The sequence below is a fragment of the Mesorhizobium sp. M1050 genome, from assembly GCF_040318715.1.
Taxonomy (GTDB): domain Bacteria; phylum Pseudomonadota; class Alphaproteobacteria; order Rhizobiales; family Rhizobiaceae; genus Mesorhizobium.
Map to the genome: position 1 here is coordinate 31949 of NZ_JAMYMV010000041.1, position 20202 is coordinate 52150.

The 20202-nt window shown below is 62.3% G+C and carries 17 protein-coding genes; 6 read left to right on the forward strand and 11 right to left on the reverse strand.

Translation table 11 applies throughout. The features are described from left to right. Positions 1 to 99: 99 nt before the first annotated feature. On the reverse strand, positions 100 to 2745 hold the full coding sequence (gene pepN / locus NKH57_RS21285; protein ID WP_352946947.1) for an aminopeptidase N: 2646 nt from the start codon (positions 2743 to 2745) through the stop codon (positions 100 to 102). Positions 2746 to 2899: 154 nt separating this feature from the next. Between pepN and NKH57_RS21290 the strand changes: the two genes are divergently transcribed. Together NKH57_RS21290 and NKH57_RS21295 are read left to right on the forward strand one after the other, a co-directional pair. Further along, complete coding sequence (locus NKH57_RS21290; RefSeq protein WP_352946949.1) at positions 2900 to 5206, forward strand: xanthine dehydrogenase family protein molybdopterin-binding subunit; 2307 nt, start codon at positions 2900 to 2902, stop codon at positions 5204 to 5206. A 65-nt stretch (positions 5207 to 5271) separates the two neighbouring features. Then, entirely contained in the window at positions 5272 to 6174 is a 903-nt protein-coding gene (locus NKH57_RS21295) for a DMT family transporter (RefSeq protein ID WP_352947000.1), read from the forward strand. Here NKH57_RS21295 and NKH57_RS21300 read toward each other — a convergent pair whose 3' ends face one another. From NKH57_RS21300 to NKH57_RS21310, 3 genes are all read right to left on the reverse strand, one after another. Next, positions 6175 to 6987: a helix-turn-helix domain-containing protein gene (locus NKH57_RS21300; protein WP_352946952.1), complete on the reverse strand. Its 813-nt coding sequence runs from the start codon at positions 6985 to 6987 to the stop codon at positions 6175 to 6177. Between the two features lie 90 nt (positions 6988 to 7077). Continuing rightward, a complete protein-coding gene (locus NKH57_RS21305; protein WP_352946954.1) occupies positions 7078 to 7953 on the reverse strand; it encodes a uracil-DNA glycosylase in 876 nt (291 codons plus the stop codon). Between the two features lie 50 nt (positions 7954 to 8003). Beyond that, the gene (locus NKH57_RS21310; RefSeq protein ID WP_352946957.1) at positions 8004 to 8648 is read right to left on the reverse strand and encodes a hypothetical protein; all 645 of its coding nucleotides are present in this window, start codon (positions 8646 to 8648) and stop codon (positions 8004 to 8006) included. Positions 8649 to 8867: 219 nt separating this feature from the next. Here NKH57_RS21310 and NKH57_RS21315 point away from each other — a divergent pair, with 219 nt between their 5' ends. After that, complete coding sequence (locus NKH57_RS21315) at positions 8868 to 10547, forward strand: electron transfer flavoprotein-ubiquinone oxidoreductase (protein ID WP_352946960.1); 1680 nt, start codon at positions 8868 to 8870, stop codon at positions 10545 to 10547. A 140-nt stretch (positions 10548 to 10687) separates the two neighbouring features. Continuing rightward, positions 10688 to 11287, forward strand: coding sequence for a DUF922 domain-containing Zn-dependent protease (locus tag NKH57_RS21320; RefSeq protein WP_352829806.1), 600 nt, complete (start codon positions 10688 to 10690; stop codon positions 11285 to 11287). A gap of 4 nt (positions 11288 to 11291) precedes the next feature. Here the strand turns inward: NKH57_RS21320 and NKH57_RS21325 are convergent, their stop codons facing one another. The 5 genes from NKH57_RS21325 to NKH57_RS21345 all read right to left on the reverse strand — a co-directional run bounded on the left by NKH57_RS21325 (position 11292) and on the right by NKH57_RS21345 (position 15061). Next, positions 11292 to 12308: an endonuclease/exonuclease/phosphatase family protein gene (locus NKH57_RS21325; RefSeq protein WP_352946963.1), complete on the reverse strand. Its 1017-nt coding sequence runs from the start codon at positions 12306 to 12308 to the stop codon at positions 11292 to 11294. Between the two features lie 120 nt (positions 12309 to 12428). Then, the gene (locus NKH57_RS21330) at positions 12429 to 13892 is read right to left on the reverse strand and encodes an AMP nucleosidase (protein WP_352599262.1); all 1464 of its coding nucleotides are present in this window, start codon (positions 13890 to 13892) and stop codon (positions 12429 to 12431) included. A 175-nt stretch (positions 13893 to 14067) separates the two neighbouring features. Continuing rightward, the gene (locus tag NKH57_RS21335) at positions 14068 to 14262 is read right to left on the reverse strand and encodes a hypothetical protein (RefSeq protein WP_352599260.1); all 195 of its coding nucleotides are present in this window, start codon (positions 14260 to 14262) and stop codon (positions 14068 to 14070) included. Between the two features lie 39 nt (positions 14263 to 14301). Continuing rightward, complete coding sequence (locus NKH57_RS21340) at positions 14302 to 14460, reverse strand: hypothetical protein (RefSeq protein ID WP_168992200.1); 159 nt, start codon at positions 14458 to 14460, stop codon at positions 14302 to 14304. A gap of 259 nt (positions 14461 to 14719) precedes the next feature. Then, entirely contained in the window at positions 14720 to 15061 is a 342-nt protein-coding gene (locus NKH57_RS21345) for a DUF2147 domain-containing protein (protein ID WP_352599258.1), read from the reverse strand. 451 nt (positions 15062 to 15512) lie between these two features. Between NKH57_RS21345 and NKH57_RS21350 the strand changes: the two genes are divergently transcribed. Further along, positions 15513 to 15779: an SEL1-like repeat protein gene (locus NKH57_RS21350; protein WP_023760434.1), complete on the forward strand. Its 267-nt coding sequence runs from the start codon at positions 15513 to 15515 to the stop codon at positions 15777 to 15779. Between the two features lie 502 nt (positions 15780 to 16281). Then, positions 16282 to 17403 carry an ABC transporter substrate-binding protein gene (locus NKH57_RS21355; protein WP_352946967.1) on the forward strand — a complete coding sequence of 374 codons (1122 nt, stop codon included), beginning with the start codon at positions 16282 to 16284 and terminating at the stop codon, positions 17401 to 17403. 104 nt (positions 17404 to 17507) lie between these two features. Here NKH57_RS21355 and NKH57_RS21360 read toward each other — a convergent pair whose 3' ends face one another. Beyond that, positions 17508 to 19490: an acetyl/propionyl/methylcrotonyl-CoA carboxylase subunit alpha gene (locus NKH57_RS21360; RefSeq protein WP_352946970.1), complete on the reverse strand. Its 1983-nt coding sequence runs from the start codon at positions 19488 to 19490 to the stop codon at positions 17508 to 17510. Between the two features lie 181 nt (positions 19491 to 19671). Next, complete coding sequence (locus tag NKH57_RS21365; protein WP_352946973.1) at positions 19672 to 20202, reverse strand: O-acetyl-ADP-ribose deacetylase; 531 nt, start codon at positions 20200 to 20202, stop codon at positions 19672 to 19674.

The following is a 20202-nucleotide window of genomic DNA, read 5'->3' on the forward strand; positions in this document are numbered from 1 at the left end:
AAAGGTGATTCGCCTTGTCCAGTGGCCCGGCGAAAAAAGATTAAAAATCGACTAAAATAATGCCGAAACGGCCGATCCTCCCTCGGGCGCAAGCCAAGTCTAAGCCAGCGTGCGCTCGACGATATCCCTCAGATCCGCCGACAGGTTATCGGCGTTGGCGATCGAAAGCAGCGCCTCCCGGGCTTTGGCCTGCCGCGAAGGTTCAAGCGAACGCCACGATCTGAGCGCCGTCGCCAGCCTTGCCGCCACCTGCGGGTTGCGCTTTTCGACCTCGAGCACTGTTTGCGAAAAGAACCGGTAGCCTTCGCCGTCGGCTCGGTGGAAGCCGGTCTGGTTGGCACTGGAGAAGGTGCCGATCAACGACCGTACCCGGTTCGGGTTGCCCATCGAGAAGGCCGGGTGGTTGGTCAGGGCCCTCACTGTGTCGACCGTTTGCGGTCCCGGGACGCTGGCCTGGATCTGGAACCATTTGTCCATGACCAGCGGGTCGGAGCCATAGATCGTCTCGAAAGCCGCGAGCGCCTTGATCGCCTCGGGCGAACCATGTTGACGATGCGCGAGCACGGCGAGTGCGGCCGCGCGGTCGGTCATGTTGGTCGCAGACTGGAAATGCCCGGCGGCGAGGGCCGCTCCGCCCGGCTGCAGCGACAGATAATCCAGCAGGGTATTGCGCAAGGCGCGTCGCCCGGCGCTCGCCGCGTCAGGGCTGAACGCTGCCTTGTCGGCAAGGCTGAGGTACAGGCTCGAAAAAGCGCCACGTTTTGCGGTGCCGATCGCCAGCGCCAGCGCCTCGCGGGCCGCATAGATGGCGTCGGGGTCGATATTTCTGCCGATGTCGCGGGCAATGTCGGCTTCGCCCGGCAGTGCCAGCGCCAGCGCCCGATAGGCCGGTTCGAGCGTTTCGTCGCCGGCGATGCTGCCGGCGAGTTCGGTCAGCCGCGCCGCGAAGTCGGGCTGCTTGCCGCCGAGGATCTCGCGGAAGGCTGATATCAGCGCATCTGTCAGCAATGTGTTGAAGGCCTGCCAGCGCGAGAAGGCGTCATTGTCGTGACGGGCGAGGAAGAACTGGTCATCGGCTTTCTGCTCGACCGACAGCGTCACCGGCGCCGAAAAGCCTCGGTTGAGCGACACGGCCGGGCGTTCGGCGACGCCTGAGAACCGCACCATGTGGCGGCGCTTGCGGACATGGATGACGCCGTCCTCGATGCTGGCGCCCTCGACGCCGCTATACTCCACGGCCTTGCCGCCGGCGCCGATCAGGCCGAAGGCGAGCGGGATGTGCATCAGCCGCTTGCGGCTTTCGGAAGGCGTTGGCGGCACCGACTGCTCGATTTCGAGCGTGAATTCTTGCGCGGCCGGATTGTGCGTCGAACTGATCGTCAGGTTGGGCGTTCCTGCCTGATGATACCAGAGCGCGAACTGCGACAGGTCGCGGCCGGATGCATCTTCGAACACTTTGATGAAATCCTCGATCGTCGCCGCGTCGCCGTCGTGCCGCTCGAAATAGAGGTCCATGCCGGCGCGAAAGACCTCGGCCCCGAGAATCGTACGGATCATTCGCACAACTTCGGAACCTTTCTCGTAGACCGTCGCCGTGTAGAAATTGTTGATCTCGCGGTAGCGGCGCGGCCGCACCGGATGCGCCAGCGGGCCCTGATCCTCGGGAAACTGGTGGGCGCGCAAGGTGCGCACCTCGGCGATGCGCTTGACCGCCCGCGAGCGCTGGTCGGCGGAGAATTCGTGGTCGCGGAAGACCGTCAGCCCTTCCTTCAGGCAAAGCTGGAACCAGTCGCGGCAAGTGATTCTGTTGCCTGTCCAATTGTGGAAATACTCATGCGCGATGATCGCCTCGATATTGGCGAAATCAGCGTCCGTCGCGGTCTCGCGATCGGCTAGCACATATTTGTCGTTGAAGACGTTTAGGCCCTTGTTCTCCATCGCGCCCATGTTGAAGTCGGACACGGCGACGATGTTGAAGACGTCGAGATCGTATTCCCGGCCGAACGCCTCCTCGTCCCATTTCATCGACCGCTTCAGGGCGTCCATCGCGTAGCCGGCCAGCTTCTCCTTGCCGGGCTCGACATAGATGCCGAGCTCGACCGTGCGGCCGGACAGGGTGACGAAACTGTCGGCCAGCTGGCCGAGATTGCCGGCCACCAGCGCGAACAGGTAGGATGGCTTGGGGAAAGGATCGTGCCATCTGGCATAGTGCCAGCCGTCGCCGAGATCGCCTCTGTCGAGCGGGTTGCCGTTGGACAGAAGCAGTGGCGCCTCGTCACGCAGCGCTTCGATCCGCACGGTGTAGACGGACAGGATGTCGGGGCGATCGAGGAAATAGGTGATGCGGCGAAAGCCTTCGGCCTCGCACTGCGTGCAGTAGACATTGCTCGAGCGGTAGAGGCCCATCAGGGCTTCATTGCCCGCCGGCGCCAGCTCGGTCTCAATCAACAACTGGAAGCGACGCGCGGCGGGCGGCTTGAGGATGGTCAGCTGGTCCGGGCTCGCCAGAAGATCCGACGATTTTACTTTCTTGCCGTCGATCTCGATGCGCTTGAGCGTCAGGCCGTCACCGTCGAGCACCAATGGTGCCGACATGGAGACGCCGTCACGTCGCTCGACAGTAAGCAAAGCGGTGACGCGCGTTGCGTCTGGCGAAAGGCGGAAGGTGAGGTTGGTTTGCGGAATGAGGTAGTCGTTGGGGCGATAGTCTTCGAGCTTGAAGACCTGGCCGGTGTCCGTGCGCATTCCGTGGCTTTCCTGTCGATTGCGTTGGCGGCGGATTGTGTCCGCTGTCCAAGAAATTTGAAGTCCGCGCTCTTTACACGAAACGGCCCCTCGACAAAACTAAGGCAATGCCTATTTCAGGCGTTCTTCTCCCGTCATCATCACGAGGCAACTCATGACCGTCGTCACACCGAAATTCGGCATGGGCGCATCCGTGCTGCGGCGCGAGGATGCCGCCTTCATCCAGGGGCAGGGCCGCTATACCGACGATATCCAGCCGGCTGGGGTCCTGCATGGCTATGTCCTGCGCTCACCGGTCGCCAAGGCCAGCTTCACCCTCGGTTCGACCGAGGCCGCGAAGACGGCGCCTGGTGTGCATCTGGTGCTGACCGGCAAGGATCTTGCTCATCTGGGAGATCTCAGGTCCGGCGTCATGCAGGAACAGCCGGACGGCACCAGGGCGCCGACGCGCGACATCCCGATCCTGTGCCGCGACCGGGTCCACTATGTCGGTGATGCCGTTGCCTTTGTTGTCGCCGAGAGTCGCGCCTTGGCGCAGGACGCCGCGGAGCTGATCGATGTCGACTATGACAGCGAAGACGCGGCTTCCGGGACGGCAGCGGCGCTTGCCGAAGGCGCGCCGCTGGTCTGGCCGGAACTCGGTTCCAACCGCGCCTTCAGCTACCACATGGGTGACAAGAAAAAGACCGACGCGGCTTTCGCCAAGGCCGCCCATGTCACGCGCATCGAATTCGTCAACAACCGGCTGGTCTGCAACTACATGGAGCCGCGCTCGGCAATCGGCGAGTGGAACGTGGAGGAGAACCGCTTCGTGCTGACCACGGGGTCGCAGGGCGTGCACTCCATGCAGTACATTCTGGCCGGCCTGTTCAAGATCAAGAAGAATCAGCTGCGCGTCATCACGCCGGATGTCGGCGGGGGCTTCGGGCCGAAGACCTTCGTCTACCGCGAATATCCGCTGGTGCTGGAGGCGGCAAAGCGGCTTGGCCGCCCGGTCAAATGGGCCGGCGACCGCACCGAACACTTCCTGACCGATGCGCAAGGGCGCGACAATGTCGTGACGGCCGAGATGGCGCTGGACAAGGATGGCCGATTCCTCGGCATGAAGGTGGACCTGCTCGCCAACATCGGCGCCTATATCTCGCAATACGGCCCGTTCATTCCCTATATCGGCGTCACCATGTCGACCGGCGTCTATGATATCCAGGCGCTCGACGTCTCGGTCACCGGCCTCTACACCAACACCTGCCCGGTCGACGCCTATCGCGGTGCCGGCAGACCGGAGGCAGCGTTCCTGCTGGAAAAGCTGGTCGATGCCTGCGCCCATGATCTCGACCTGCCCGTCGAGGAGATCCGCCGCCGCAATTTCATTCGGCCGGAACAGTTTCCCTACCGCACCCAAACCGGTCGCCTCTACGACACCGGTGAATTCGAAGGCCATATGGAGCGTGCCATCGAACGGTCTGAATGGAAAACGTTCCCGGCGCGGCTGGCGCAGTCGAAAGCCGGCGGCAAGATCCGCGGCCTCGGCATGGCGACCTATATCGAGGCTTGCGCTTTCCCCGGATCGGAACCGGCCTTTGTCGAACTCAACGGCGACGGCACGGTGACGCTGAAAATCGGCACCCAGACCAACGGGCAGGGGCACGCCACTGCCTATGCGCAGTTCCTGTCGGAAAAGCTCAATCTCGACATCGACAAGATCCATGTCCGCCAGGGTGACACCGACGAGCTGAAGGCTGGCGGCGGCACCGGCGGCTCGCGCTCCGTTCCGCTCGGCGGCGTGTCGGCATGGCGGGCCGGCGAAGACCTTGCCAACAAGATCAAGCGCATCGCTGCCGATGAGCTGGAAGCCTCGGCCGGCGACATCGAGCTGTCTGATGGCACTGCCCGCATCGTCGGCACCGATCGCTCGATCGATTTTTCCACCATCGCCAAGGCCGCCAAGACGCCTGATGATCTCAAAGGCTTTGGCGAGTTCGTGCAGGACGAATGCACCTACCCGAACGGCACCCATATCTGCGAGGTCGAGATCGACCCGGATACCGGCGCCACCGAGATCGTCCGCTACACCATCGTCGACGATTTCGGCGTCAGCGTGAATCCGATCCTGCTCGCCGGCCAGGTGCATGGCGGTGTCGTGCAAGGCATCGGCCAGGCACTGATCGAAGACACGATCTACAGCGAGGACGGACAGCTTTTGACGGCGAGCTTCATGGACTACGCCATGCCGCGCGCCGACAATTTCCCGTTCTTCCATTTCGAGACCCGCAACGTGCCTTCGACCACAAATGCGCTCGGCATCAAGGGGGCAGGCGAGGCCGGCACCATCGGCTCGACTCCCGCCGCACTCAACGCGGTCACCGATGCGCTCTGGCGCGCGTATGGCGTCAGGCACATCGACATGCCGGCAACGCCGGCGCGCATCTGGGCAACCATCCGCGAAGCTGTGGGAGCGTGAAAGCCGCCCACGGCAGCCCCACAGTCAGCGACCATGCTGGCGGGCACAACACGCTCACCGGCATCATGCTCAAGATCGTGTCGGTGGCCGTCTTCGTCGGCATGCAGACCTGCATCAAGGCCGCAGGCACCGTTCCAGCCGGCCAGATCGTCTTCTTCCGTTCCTTCTTCGCGATCTTCCCGATTATCGCGTTTTTGGCTTTCAAGGGAAAACTCGGCACTGCCTTCACCACCAAGCGTCCGCTAAACCACATCGCCCGCGGCCTTGTCGGCGTCGGCGCCATGGGGCTCGGCTTTTTCGCGCTGACCCGGCTGCCGCTGCCGGAGGCGATTACGCTGAACTACGCGCAGCCGCTGCTGGTGGTGGTATTCAGCTCGATCTTTCTCGGTGAAACCATCCGCGTCTATCGCTGGAGCGCGGTTGCGGTCGGCCTGGTCGGCGTGCTGATCATCTCATGGCCGGAATTGACACTGCTCAGTTCCGACCAGGCGCTCGACGACCAGGAGGTGCTTGGCGTCATTGCCGCCCTTGTCGCCGCGGCGATCTCGGCGGTCGCCATGCTGTTGGTGCGCAATCTCGTGCAAAGCGAACGCACCGCGACCATCGTGCTGTGGTTTTCGGTGACGGCGAGCGTCATGTCGCTCTTGTCGCTGCCGTTCGGTTGGCGGATGCTGACGCCGCTCCAGGCGGCTCTTCTGGTTGCCGCCGGCTTCTGCGGCGGCCTCGGCCAGGTTCTGATGACGGCAGCCTATCGCCATGCCGAGGCCTCGGTGGTGGCGCCGTTCGAATATAGCTCGATGATCCTTGGTCTGGTCGTCGGCTATCTTGTCTTCGGCGACGTTGCCACGGTTCACATGCTTGTCGGCGGCCTAATCGTTGTTGCCGCCGGGATATTCATCATCTGGCGCGAGCGCCAGCTTGGCCTGGAGCGCACTCGCACCCGCAAGGCGTCTTTGCCAGAAGGCTGATTACGACCGTTCTGCCCGCTCCTTCGCCAAGCGTACCAGAACCGTCCTCGTCTGCTCATCGGCCGGGAAAAACGATTCGATCGCCAGTTCCGACAGTGTTACGTCGAGTGGTGTGCCAAACACCGTGATGGTGTTGATGAACGACAGCACCTGATCGCCATGCGCCAGCCTAAGCGGGTGCACGATGGCATTCCGCTCGACCGGCGCCGGCCGGCTGCCTTTCAAACCGGACGGATAGCTGCGCAACTCGCGCTCCAGATCGACCAGCACTGGGTCGCCGCTGGCGTCAATTTGGTGTTTGAGACGCTCGAGCAGATGCATCCGCCATTCCTGGAGATTGACGATGCGCGGTGCGATGCCGCCGGGGTGCAGGCTGAGGCGGAGCACGTTGACCGGCGGCTTGAGCAGCGACGGCTCGCTGACATCGGCTAGGAACGGAGCGATAGCGGCATTGGCCGAAACCAGGTTCCAGTGGCGGTCGACAGCAAGTGCCGGGAATGGCTCATGCCCCTTCAGCACGATCTCGACCGCGGCCATCGCCGGCGCCAGCGTCTTGTCGGTCAGCGAGCGTTCGCCGAAGCTCGGCGCAAAGCCGGCGGCGAGCAACAACTGGTTGCGCTGCCTGAGCGGAATCGAAAGCTGTTCGGCCAGATGCAGCACCATGTCGCGCGAGGGCGCGGCGCGGCCGCTTTCGACGAAGCTCAAATGCCGCTGTGAGATCTCGGCCTCCATGGCGAGTTCGAGCTGTGACATTCGTCGGCGCGTCCGCCATTCGCGAATGAGGCTGCCGGCGGTATTGTGGGCTGATGTCATGGAGGCATGGTTAGAGCGGCGGGCAGCGCATTTCAATTACCTGCGAGGTATGGTCCTGTCCTTCTCCCACAAGGGAGGGCCGCCAAGCGTCTAGCCAATCGCCCGCAATTTCGCCTTCACCTCAAGCAAATCCCGCCACGCCAGCTTCTTGTGCGACGGCGTTCGCAGCAGATACGCGGGATGCAGCGTTGGCATGGCGGGAATGGCGACGCCGGATGCCGTCGTGTGGACGCGCCAGTTGCCGCGCAGGCGCAGGATGCCTTCGCTGGTGTTGAGCAAGGTCTTGGCCGATGGGCCGCCGAGGTTGATCAGCACCTTCGGATTGACCAGTTCGATCTGCCGCTCGATGAATGGCCGGCAGATCTCGGTTTCGTGCGGCGTAGGCGTGCGATTGCCCGGCGGCCGCCACGGAATGACGTTGGCGATGTAGACCGAGGTCCGGTCGAGCCCAATCGCCGCCAGCATGCGGTCGAGCAGCCGGCCCGAGCGGCCGACGAAGGGCAGGCCCTCGATGTCCTCGTCGCGGCCCGGCGCCTCGCCGACCAGCATCACGGCGGCTTCCGGGTTGCCGTCGGCGAACACAAGGTTCTTGGCCGTGGCTTTGAGATTGCAGCCGTCGAACGCCGCCATGTGCTGGCGAAGCTCGTCCAGGGTCGTTGCCGTCGTTGCCAACTGGCGGGCCAGCGCCGCCTGCGCTTCGTCGGGAACCGTCGCCGACGGTGCGCGTGCAACGGGTGGTGCATTTGCCCTGTCGACGGCTTCGGGGCGAGACACGGTCGTCGAACGCTGCTGCGCGGCGGTATTGCCCGAGGGCGTTGCCGTCGGCGCACGCTCGACCGGCTTTGGCACGATCTCGGCGAACCGGTTCACCGGCTGGTCTTCAAGCGCCTCGTCGACGCCCACGCTGGCATAAAAGGCCAGCAGGTCGGCAATGTCTGGTCTGTTATGTGGGGAAGCGGCAGTCATGCCGGCACATTCGCCCCCATGACGGCAATTTGCAAGGCTGGCTGGTTGTTCTACCCGGTCGGTATGCGTGGATCCTGCACCAGATAGAAGGTCCAGCGCGGCGTGTAGTCGGTCACCAAGAATTCGAATCTGGCGGTTTTCAGCGGGTCGACCTTGCCATTCCGGAACAGCAGCCGGTCATAGGGTTCGAAATCGCGGTCGAAATCGGCGAAATTGCTCGACCAGATGTTGTCGGGCGTCTTGTTGCGCTGGTCGAACGAAAGTCCGTCGCCGAACACGCTCGGCTGGTTCAGCATCTCCTGCAGCTCGAACTGGAATTCGATCCAGGCCTGGCCGCTGTTGTTGAGCACGTCGATGCGCACATACATGATGCCATTGGCGAATGCGCCGGCCGGGCCGAAAGCCTGGATCGGCTTTGTCGTGCGGATGGTCAGGGTCACCGGCGTTGACGAATTCAGCTCTTCGGTGATGACCAGCGGATCGTCTCTCGTTCCAGTGCCTGAAGCGCCGGTGATGTGGAAGCCGCCAAGCTCGTCGGAGAAGGAGTAGGCGCCTGCCGCCCATACTTTCACTTCGTCCGCTGCGGCATGGCCCGGGGCCAGCACCAGAGGGGCCAAAAGGAGCGCCCCGCAGACACGGCCGGGCGTGAAAAGAAAGCGCGTCGATGAAAAGCCGGCTGGCTCAGGAAAGCGCATGGTTCGAAGTATGGCCGATAAGCAAGCCGTCGAACAATTAAAAACATGGGCGCGCTGCGCCTCGACGGGGCAAAACAGCCGCCCAGCACCGCAATGCGCGACTTTTTGGCCAAAATGGCATTGTCACGTATGCGCCGGTTTCCTGTCGCCGATTGATGCGCTATGCAGCGCAGGAGCCAGCAAGATACCCGAATGGGATAAGCCAGTGCGGAGGGGTTGATGAGCGACATCGAACGCGAAAGCATGGAATTCGACGTGGTCATCGTCGGCGCCGGCCCGGCCGGCCTTGCCGCCGCCATCCGCCTCAAGCAGGTCAATCCCGAACTCTCGGTCGTCGTCCTGGAAAAGGGTGGCGAGGTCGGCGCCCATATCCTCTCCGGCGCCGTCGTCGATCCGATCGGCATCGACCGGCTCTTGCCGGGCTGGCGCGACGAGGATGGGCATCCCTTCAAGACGCCGGTCACAGACGACCATTTCCTCGTCCTTGGCCCGGCAGGCTCGTTTCGTCTGCCCAACATCCTGATGCCGCCGCTGATGAACAATCACGGCAACTTCATCGTCTCGCTCGGCAATGTCTGCCGATGGCTGGCTGGTAAGGCCGAGGCGCTCGGCGTCGAGATCTATCCCGGCTTCGCCGCGGCGGGCCTGCTCTACAATGACGCCGGCGCCGTTACCGGCGTGGTGACCGGCGACATGGGTGTCGAGAAGGACGGCACGCATGGTCCGGGTTTCGCGCCGGGCATGGCGCTGATGGGCAAATATGTGCTGATCGGCGAAGGCGCGCGTGGCTCGCTCGCCAAGCAGCTGATCGCCAAATACAAGCTTTCCGATGGCCGCGAGCCCGGCAAATACGGCATCGGCCTCAAGGAACTCTGGCAGGTCAAGCCAGAGAACCACAGGCCGGGCCTGGTCCAGCATTCGTTCGGCTGGCCGCTCGACATGAAGACAGGTGGCGGCTCTTTCCTCTACCATCTGGAGGACAACCAGGTGGCGGTCGGCTTCGTCCTCCACCTCAACTACAGGAACCCCTGGCTGTCGCCGTTCGACGAATTCCAGCGCTTCAAGACCCATCCGGCAATCAGGGGCACCTTCGAGGGCGCCAAGCGCCTGGGTTACGGCGCGCGCGCCATCACCGAGGGTGGCTGGCAGTCAGTGCCGAAACTTTCCTTCCCCGGTGGCGCGCTGATGGGCTGCGCGGCAGGCTTCGTCAATGTGCCGCGCATCAAGGGCTCCCACAACGCGGTCCTTTCGGGAATGCTGGCGGCCGAGCATGTCGCCGAGGCGATCGGCGCCGGCCGTGCCAATGACGAGCTTTCCTCCTACGAGGCTGCATGGCGGGACACCGACATCGGCAAGGACCTGAAGAAGGTGCGCAACGTCAAGCCGCTCTGGTCGCGCTTCGGCACCATCATTGGCGTCAGCCTTGGTGGCCTCGACATGTGGCTGAACACGCTGTTCGGCTTCTCGCCCTTCGGCACGCTGAAGCATGGCAAGGCCGACTATGCCACGCTCGAGCCGGCCGCCAAGCACGAGAAGATCGCCTATCCGAAGCCGGATGGCGTGCTGACCTTCGACCGCCTGTCCTCGGTGTTCCTGTCAAACACCAATCACGAGGAAAACGAGCCGGTCCATCTGGTTGTCGGCGACATGGACCTGCAGAAGCGCTCCGAGCATGATGTCTTTGCCGGACCCTCGACACGCTATTGTCCGGCCAGCGTCTACGAATGGGTCGACAAGGACGGCAATGCCGCCGCCGATCCCGCGGCAAAGGACGTGCGCTTCGTCATCAACGCGCAGAACTGCGTCCACTGCAAGACATGCGACATCAAGGACCCGAACCAGAACATCAACTGGGTGCCGCCCCAAGGTGGCGAAGGTCCGGTCTACCAAGGTATGTAAGCTACGCGCTGGCTGGACCGTCTCGCCGGCCGCACGCAAAATGTTGGTCATGGCCCGGGTTGCCGGGCATGTGAAATATTAGGGCTGTTGAAACTGCCGCGCGCTTGTGGTTCCATCCCCAGACGACAGGGAGATGGCCAATGCGCTTGGCGGTTTTAGTATGCCTTGTGGTGATCGGCGCTGTGTGCGGTTCGGCTTCGATAGCCTCGGCTGGCACCAGGGTGCTGATCAAGACGCGGACCTATGACATCACCGGGAACACTGGCCTGGCGCTGATGAAGGCGATGGACCGCAAGGGGCCGAAGCACGGCTTCATGACGCATGCCATCGCCCAGACGGGCTACACCGTGGATTGGAACCTTGACGCCGGCCAGGACAATGGCTTCTGCCGCCTGCGGCGGGCCGACGGCACGCTCAATCTGTTTTACACGTTTCCGCGTCTCGCCTCGGCCACCGCGCCGGCGCTCCAGAAGCACTGGTCGCGGTTCTTCGCCGGCGTCCGCGCGCACGAAGAAACCCATGGTCGCATCGCCAGGGAAATGATGCGGGCCATCGAAACATCCATCTCCGGCCTCAGGATTGCCGACGACCCGTCCTGCTCCAAGACACGCCGCGAGGCGCAGAGGCGCATCAAGGCTACCTATGCCGCGTATGAGGTAAAGCAGATCGCCTTCGACGCCCGCGAGCATCGCGACGGTGGCCATGTCGAGCATCTGATCACCGCTTTGATCAAGCCTTGATCTCTTAACCTGGCGTCCTGCCGGTCTGGACTATCGCCGCGGTCGCGGTTTCATGATCATCGACCGGCTTCTGTTGTGCCTCCCTGAGCGAGAACTCCACCATCACCGGCAGGTGATCCGAGCCAGTGTCCTCAAGCCGTGTTGCAGAATGGATGGTCAGCCCGCCCTTGCTGAAAACCTGGTCGATCGGCAGGCCGGCGAAGCGCCGCACGAAGTCCGGCAGCCTGATTTGGATCCAGGTCGGTCCGGCGGACGGCATTACGGTCAGGCCGCCGAGCGAGGCGACGCGCCGTACGGCAGCACTCCACGGCACGGCGTTGCAGTCGCCCGCCATGATGGCCGTCTCGCCGAGCGCGGAGAGCGATTCCGCAAGTTCGCCGATCTGCCAATACTGCTCGCGTGGCCACGGCCAACTGAGATGGATAGCGGCGACATCGACGTCAATGCCGCCGAAGTCGACGGTCGCTGTCGCCATGGCGCCGCGCCGTTCGCAACGCGCCTCGGTGCCGGCGGCAAAGGGCCGCCGCGAGATCAGCGCGACGCCGAATATGCCGTTGGGATAAGGGCAGAGGATCCGGTATGGATATGCACTGCTGATATAGCCAAGCTCGGTCGTCCACATCGCCGACACCTCGTCGAGGGTGATCACGTCGGGATTGGTCCGGCCGATCAGCGACAGAACCTTCTTCGGCGTCGGATTGTTGTAGCGCAGGTTCATCTGCAGCAATTTGTAGACCGCACGATCTTCGACCTTGGCTTCATAGGCAGCCTGAACCGGCCATAGATTGGGCAATGTGTTCAAGGTCGTGGCGACGGCCGCCACGGCAAAAAGCAGTGCCACGGCCGCTTGCAGGCGAAATGTCGTGGCCAGCAGCGGCAGTGCGCAAAGCGCCATCAATACGGCAAGGTGGACGCGGAAATGCGAGAAGGAATCGAAGGCCGGATGCAAGGTACCCAAGAACCCGGCGACCAGCGCAACCAAGAACATCATCAGCGCGATAAATGCCAGTGATGCCGCCATGTGTCGACTGCGTCTCATCGGGTCAGGTCCGCGCGGATTGTCGGAAAATACCGGCTTGGTTATCGGCAGAAATGCGGCCCAATCAAGATGACGAGATGCTCGGGCAGCGCACAGATCGTCCTATTGGAACGCGGTCTCCGAAAAACTTCTCAGTTTGCGCGAATGCAGCCGATCCATCGGCATTTCCGCAAGCTTTTCCATCGCCCTGATGCCGATGGTCAGATGCTGCGCCACCTGGCGCTTGTAGAATTCGGTCGCCATGCCGGGCAGCTTCAACTCGCCATGCAGTGGCTTGTCCGAAACGCACAGCAGCGTGCCGTAGGGAACGCGGAAACGGAAGCCGTTGGCGGCGATGGTCGCAGATTCCATGTCGAGCGCGATCGCCCGCGACTGCGACAGGCGCTGCACCGGGCCGCGCTGGTCGCGCAGTTCCCAGTTTCGGTTGTCGATGGTGGCGACGGTGCCTGTGCGCATGATGCGCTTCAAGTCGTAGCCGGACAGGCCGGTGACTTCGGCGACGGCTTCCTGCAACGCCACCTGGATCTCGGCCAGCGGCGGGATCGGGACCCAGACCGGAAGATCGTCGTCGAGGACGTGGTCCTCGCGCACATAGGCGTGCGCCAACACATAGTCGCCCAAAGCCTGGGTATTGCGCAGCCCGGCGCAGTGACCGAGCATCACCCAGGCATGCGGCCTCAGCACGGCGATGTGGTCGGTAATCGTTTTGGCGTTGGAAGGCCCGACGCCGATATTGACCATGGTGATGCCTCCATGGTTCGGCTTCTTCAGGTGATAGGCCGGCATCTGCGGCAGGCGTGGCGGCGCGACCCCGAGACCGGGCGCGCTTTGTCCGGCCAAGGTGATGACATTGCCCGGCTCGACGAATTCGGTATATCCGCCGCCGCCATCGGCCATCAGGTCGCGAGCGCGGGCAACGAATTCGTCGATGTAGAATTGGTAGTTGGTGAACAGCACGAAATTCTGGAAATGCTGTGGCGTGGTCGCCGTATAGTGCGACAGGCGATGCAGCGAATAGTCGATGCGCTGCGCCGTGAAGGGCGCCAACGGCCTCGGTTCGCCCAAGGCCACTTCGAAAGTCCCGTTGGCGATCTGGTCGTCGGTACCGTCGAGATCCGGCACGTCGAACAGGTCGCGGATCGGCCGCTTGATGCGTTCGGCCGCCGCGCCGTCGACATGGGTGCCTTCGAGAAAGGCGAAATGCAGCGGGATCGGCGTAGTCGATTCCGACACCGAGACCGCAACGCCATGATTGCGCATGATCAGACGCAACTGCTCGACAAGGTAGCTTTCGAACAGGGCGGGCTGGGTAATGGTAGTCGAAAAATGCCCAGGTGTCGGCATATGGCCATACGCCTGACGCGAGTCGATCTGGGTGAACGAGGTGGTGGTGACGCCGATCTCCGGGTAGAAGGCCCGGTAGCGCTTGCCATTGTCGCCGCCCGCCGCCGCCAGTTCAGCAAAGGAATCGCGCAGGAACTTGGTGTTGCGGTCGTAAAGCAGCCGAAGTGCCGCGACGGCCTTTTCGGCGCGATCAAAGCTTTGCCGGCCAAAAGGCTCCGGCATGACGACAGATTCGATGGCCTGAGGGTAGATTCGCTTTTCCATGACTCAATATAGAGATTTGGATCGGCACTTGGGAGGGGTGTCGCGACCGAAGGCGGCTTAAGGGTCGTTTTTCTTTCCGCTGCATGTCGCCCCAAAGAGCGCAGCGATTTTGGGCGACATGCACGAAACGTGCTTATCCGCGCTGCAGGCTGACCAGGAGCACAAAGCCGATCCCGGACTTCTTCAAAGCCGGCGCTTCGATCGTCGAGCCGGCATCGGCGCGCATCATCGGCACGGCCAGAACCGGAGCGGCCAGAACCGCCAGGATAAGCGCCGCCCGCGGCAGGAGCCGAAGGATCTTTAGTGCGGTGGCGGCGATGCGGTTCATGGTGTTTCAGCTTTTCTTTTTGAGGTCTGGCTCTTTTGTTTAGTTGCGAAGGTGGGTGGGGCAGGCGAGGCGGCAGGTTCTGGAACTGGCTTCGTCCCAGGCGCGGGCCGGACGACCCGCTTCAGCGACGAGGATGGCGAAGAACATTCCAAACAGGCTCATCAGCAGGCAGACGATGGTGAAGCGGCGAGCAAGCATTGGTCGGGTCTCCTTCAACACGCCGGAGAATGCCCTGATGCAACTGAACCGGCTCTGATGCCGTCGTTCATCTGCGGTTCAAACTGATGGGCGGGATTTAGCGTCGACGGCGCCTGTTTCGGCAGGATGCCGAGGTTAGGGCGTTGCCCCGCGACAAACGAAAACGGAGCCCGTTAGAGCCCCGTCTTCATGTCACAAGGATATATATACATATACATATATATATATATATACATATATACATATATATATAGGTCGATCAGAGCTTGTGCCAAGTCTGGCTTTTGCAGATCAGTCCGCCGAGCACGCAGCCGCTCATCTTGAGCGAGCTGCCCGAAAGGGTCGCCTTGCCCGAATAGGTTCTGTCGTTTGCCGGATCGGTGATGTTACCGGCATATTTGTTGTCGCCAGCCGCCTTGAGCGAGCCGATGGTTTTTCCGGCATACTTGCCGGACTTGAGCGTGATGGAAAACGAGCCGCCGCCAACGATGGCCGCAGTGTCGCCGGCCTGCGTCTTCCAATCACCCTCGATCGGATCGGCCGATGCCGCACCCGCCACGATCAATGTGGCCGCAAGAGCCAGGCTCACTTTTCGAAACATGTCTTCCTCCCTTTGGATGTCCGACCGGATGCTCCGCCCCTCGCCGGTCTGCCGCTTACGCTAACGTAAGCTAATCCAGCTCCTGGCAAAACAAAAGCGGTGCCGCTGCGGAAGACTTTCGGATTCTTGAAGGCGTCCGAATGCGTCCCATCGGCGAGAAAATGAAATGACCGGCGCAGCGCCTTTGTCTCCCGTGGTTAGCAAAGTCTTGACTTGGCAGCGGAGGATTTTTGTCAAATTTGACGCAAGCTCGCTGAATTGCTGGCTTTGTATCCTTAACGAATTTCCGCGTTTACCTCTTGTTTTAGCTTTGTTTTCCTCAAATTAAGCACGCCATTTAACGACGGATTCAAGCCTGCACGGCATTCTCGAAAGCATCGGAAGAGCAGCCGCAAGCACGAAAGAAGGCAGCTCTCAGGAGCCTGACAGGGGCCGGAAACAGGGGATTGAAATGGCACGTTTTGAAATGCTTGAAGCAGGTTTCGGCGCCATGGGGGCAACTGCCCAGGCCGACATTCTTTTCGAACTGGGCATGATGTATGCGACCGGCCGCGATTGCGAGACCGATGTCGTTGCCGCCCACAAATGGTTCAACATTGCCGCGATCAAGGGCTCGGTCCGCGCCGCGGAACTGCGCTCCGAACTGTCGGCGGCAATGTCGAAGGTCGAGATCGCCAAGGCGCTTCGCGAAGCCCGCGAATGGATGACCATCCACTAAGATCTGCCTGCAGACCTATCGAAGACAGGGAAGCTCCGGGATCAAGACCGCACAGACGGCCAGACCCAGCACTACAGAAGGCCCCGCAAGACGGTCGATGACCTCCAGGAAAGTGTGAAGCGGGTTTCCGTCCGGAATCGCGTATAGGCACGATCCCAAAGTGGAATCCGGTTCTCTCCGACAAACGGAAACCGTTTGCCCAGGGATCATGCTCTGAAGAAAGAGAACGCGGTAGGCCGCAAGGTCCAGTCGTGCACGACACGGGGAGAGCGAGCGGGATTTTTAGGCGCGGGGCGCTCGGGAAACAGCTCGACAGGCAAAACGCCGCGACCGGCCGGAACAAGGCCGGCGCGGCTTTTGCCCTGTTTGCCGCGGCGCGTTGCAGGCCCAATCGAGTGCCGCCAATGCGCCTAGACAGGTCCAAGGAAGGGTGAAATTGTCCCGGCTCTCTGGAAGAAGTGCGGCCGGAACGGCCGCGCGTGAGTGGAGGAGTTCTACTGCAATGAAAAAATTGGGTATTTTGAACGCGGCAATTTTCGGCCTGATGATCAGCACGCCGGTCGCATTCGCCGACGACATCACTTTTGCGGTGGTCGGCCCGATGACCGGACAACTCGCCACCATCGGCGATCAGTTCAAGCAGGGCGCGCAGGCCGCTGCTGACGCGATCAACGCTGCGGGTGGTGTCGAGGGCCGCCAGATCAAGCTGAGTATCGAAGACGACCAGTGTGATCCCAAGCAGGCAGTGTCGGTCGCCAACCGCATCGTAGCCGACGGCGTCAAATTCATCGACGGCCATGCTTGCTCGGGTTCGAGCATTCCGGCCTCGGCGGTCTATGCCGAAGCCGGAGCTCTGATGATGACCCCGGCTTCTTCCAATCCGGTGCTGACCGACGCGGCGGCCAAGGCCGGCTGGCCGACGATCATGCGGCTTTATACGCGAGACGATGCGCAGGGCGCCTTCATCGGCCCATGGATCGCCAAGAAGTTTGCCGGCAAGAACGTCGTCGTCCTGCATGACAAGAGTGCCTACGGACAGGGCGTGGCTGACGCCGTCAAGGCAACGATGAATGCCGGCGGCCTCAAGGAAGTCTATTATGACGGCATCAACGCTGGCGAGAAGGACTATTCGGCTCTCGTCACCAAGCTCAAGGACTTGAAAGCCGACGTCGTCTATTTCGGCGGCTATCATCCTGAGGCTGGTCTGATCCTGCGTCAATCGGCGGAACAGAACCTGAAGTTCCAGTTGATCATGCCGGACTCCATTGCTTCGCCGGAATTCTGGCAGGTTGCCGGCCCGGCAGGCGAGGGCACCATGTTCGTGTTCCCGTCGGATCCGCAGGCGAAGCCGGAAGCCAAGGCCGCCGTCGAGAAGATCAAGGCGGGCGGCTTCGTGCCGGAGGGCTTCACGCTGTTCTCCTATGCCGTGATCCAGGCCTTCGCCGAGGGCGTCAAGCGCGCCGGCAGCGACGATCCGGCGAAGGTTGCCGAAGCACTGAAGAATGGCACGCCCGTCAGCACCGTCGTCGGCAATGTCACCTTCGACGAAAAGGGCGACCTCAAGAATGCCAGCTACGACATCAACCAGTGGCATAATGGAAAGTACGCACCGATCGCCCAGTAACCGATCGCCCAGTAATCGTCGCCCTGGCGACTGGATAGGATAGCGAAATGGCCGGGGCTCCTCCCGGCCATTTTCTCGTTTGCGCCCTCGACGGCTTTCGGCTGTCAGATCGCTACCGCGCTCGGGGCGTTGTGCTCCTCCACGAACCGCACCAGCACCGTCCCATCGGTGACCTGCGCGCCCTCTATCGCGATCTCGGCGATCACGCCATCATGTGGCGCGGCGATGGTGTGCTCCATCTTCATCGCCTCGAGGATCAGCAGTGGTTGGCCCTTGATCACTGCATCGCCTCTTGTCACGCGCACCAGCTTGACCAGCCCCGGCATCGGCGCGCGCAAGCTGCCGACGCCTGCGGCTGCCTCATCGGCGCGAGCCAGCGGGTCCGGCACGGCGAAGGTGTAGCCAACAGCGCCTTCGAACACGGTGATGTGGCCTGGCCAGCGGGCGATGCGCGGTGCAGCGCGAAAATCATGCGAATTTGTGCTGTCATGGGGGGCATTCAGCGCCACCTGGAACCGTCCATCCGGCCGCACCGAAACCTTTGCTACGATATCGTCATCGCCGAATTTCAGCCGTATGCGCCGCGCCACATTGTGGAAATGCGCATAGCCGGCAAGCGACGACCACGGATCGTTTGATGGCGGCGACGCTCCGGCGCCTGAAGCTGCGACAGCGGCGGCGGCAATGGTCTCTCCGCCCGGTGGCGGGACGATCGTCAATATCTCCTGGTGCCTGCCGATCAGGCCAGTGTCGACGTCGCCTGTGCAAAAATCCGGATCGGCGGCCAGAGCGGCGAGAAAGGCGGTATTGACGGTGGAGCCGGCGATCTCGGTTCGAGACAGTGCCGCACCAAGCGCTTCCAGTGCCGTCTGCCGGTCCTTCGCATGGACGACAAGCTTGGCGATCATTGGATCGTAATAGGGCGAGATCGCATCACCCGCCCGCACGCCGGTCTCGATTCGCACCGTGGCGCCTTCGGAGGTTGCATCCGGGAATTTCAGATGATGCAACGTGCCAGTCGCCGGCAGGAACCCCTTTGGCGCATCCTCGGCATAGATTCGCGCTTCGAAGGCATGACCGGTCAGCGCGATCTCGCTTTGTGTCTTCGGCAGCTTTTCGCCCGATGCGACCCGCAACTGCCACTCGACCAGATCGGTGCCGGTAACCATTTCGGTGACGGGGTGCTCGACCTGCAGGCGGGTGTTCATTTCCATGAACCAGAAGCGGTCGGTTTTCAGCCCCTGCGAGGCATCGACGATGAATTCGATGGTGCCAGCGCCGGAATAATTGATCGCCTTGGCGGCCTTTACGGCCGCATCCGTCATTGCCTTGCGAAAAGCTGGTGTCATGCCGGGGGCGGGCGCCTCCTCGATCACCTTCTGGTGGCGGCGCTGCGCCGAGCAGTCGCGCTCGTAGAGATGCACGACATTGCCGAGACTATCGCCGAACACCTGCACTTCGATGTGGCGCGGCTTGTCGACATATTTTTCGACCAGCACGCGGTCGTCGCCGAAGGCGGCTTTCGCCTCGCGCCGTGCGCTGGACAACGCTTCGGAAAACTCATCGGGATGCTCGACCCGCCGCATACCCTTGCCGCCGCCGCCGGCGCGCGCCTTGATCAGCACGGGATAGCCGATCTCGCGCGCCTTGGAGGCAAGCAGCACGATCTCCTGCGCCTCGCCATGGTAGCCCGGCACGACCGGCACGCCGGCCTTTTCCATTAGCCGCTTGGCGGCATCCTTCAGCCCCATGGCACGGATCGAGGTTGCCGACGGGCCGATGAAGATGAGCCCCGCCGCCGCCACCTGGTCGACGAAATCGGGGTTTTCGGACAGGAAGCCGTAGCCGGGATGAATGGCTTCAGCGCCCGTCGCCAGGGCAGCCGCGATGATCTTGTCACCGCGCAGATAGCTTTCGCCGACAGGCGAGGCGCCGATATGCACGGCCTCGTCGGCCATCTCGACATGCAGGGATTTCGCGTCGGCATCCGAATAGACGGCAACAGTGCGCACGCCCATCGTCCGTGCCGTGCGGATGACACGGCAAGCGATCTCGCCCCGATTGGCGATCAGGATCTTGGTGAACATCGAGCCTCCCGGGACACAGTTTGCTTGAAGCGACGCAGGCGCTCCGTCGCGCCCCCCTCTGTCCTGCCGGACATCTTCCCCACAAGGGGGGAGATTGGCAGCTTCGACTTCGCCGCCTTGCCGTTGACGTAGGCGGAGATTCCAGTCTGTCTATGCTGATGAATTGGTTGGTCCATACAGTTCAGCCTTCTCGAAGAGCAGCAACGGCATGCCGGTATAGTTCAGCTGTTTGCTCGTCGAAGCAGCAGAAAATGACGATTTCCGGCCTGCTTGTCACGTCGAGGAACGCGTTAACAGTGTTGACGGCGATCCGCGTCGCCTCGTCTTTCGGGTAGCGGTAGACACCGGTCGAGATCGCCGGGAAGGCCACTGTGCGGCAGTCATTGGCGGCGGCGAGTTCGAGCGATCTGATATAGCAGGAGGCCAGCAACTCGGCTTCGCCCTTGCCGCCGCCCTGCCAGACGGGGCCGACTGTATGGATGATGTGTCGAGCCGGCAGTTTGTAACCCCTGGTGATCTTCGCGTCGCCGACCTTGCATCCGTTCAGCATCCGGCATTCGAACTCAAGCTCGTGGCCTGCGGCGCGGTGGATGGCGCCATCGACCCCGCCACCGCCAAGAAGCGACGTGTTGGCGGCATTGACGATGGCGTCGACATCCAGTTTCGTGATGTCGCCGGTGTGGATGCGGATCCTGTCCAGCGCCTTGCTCAT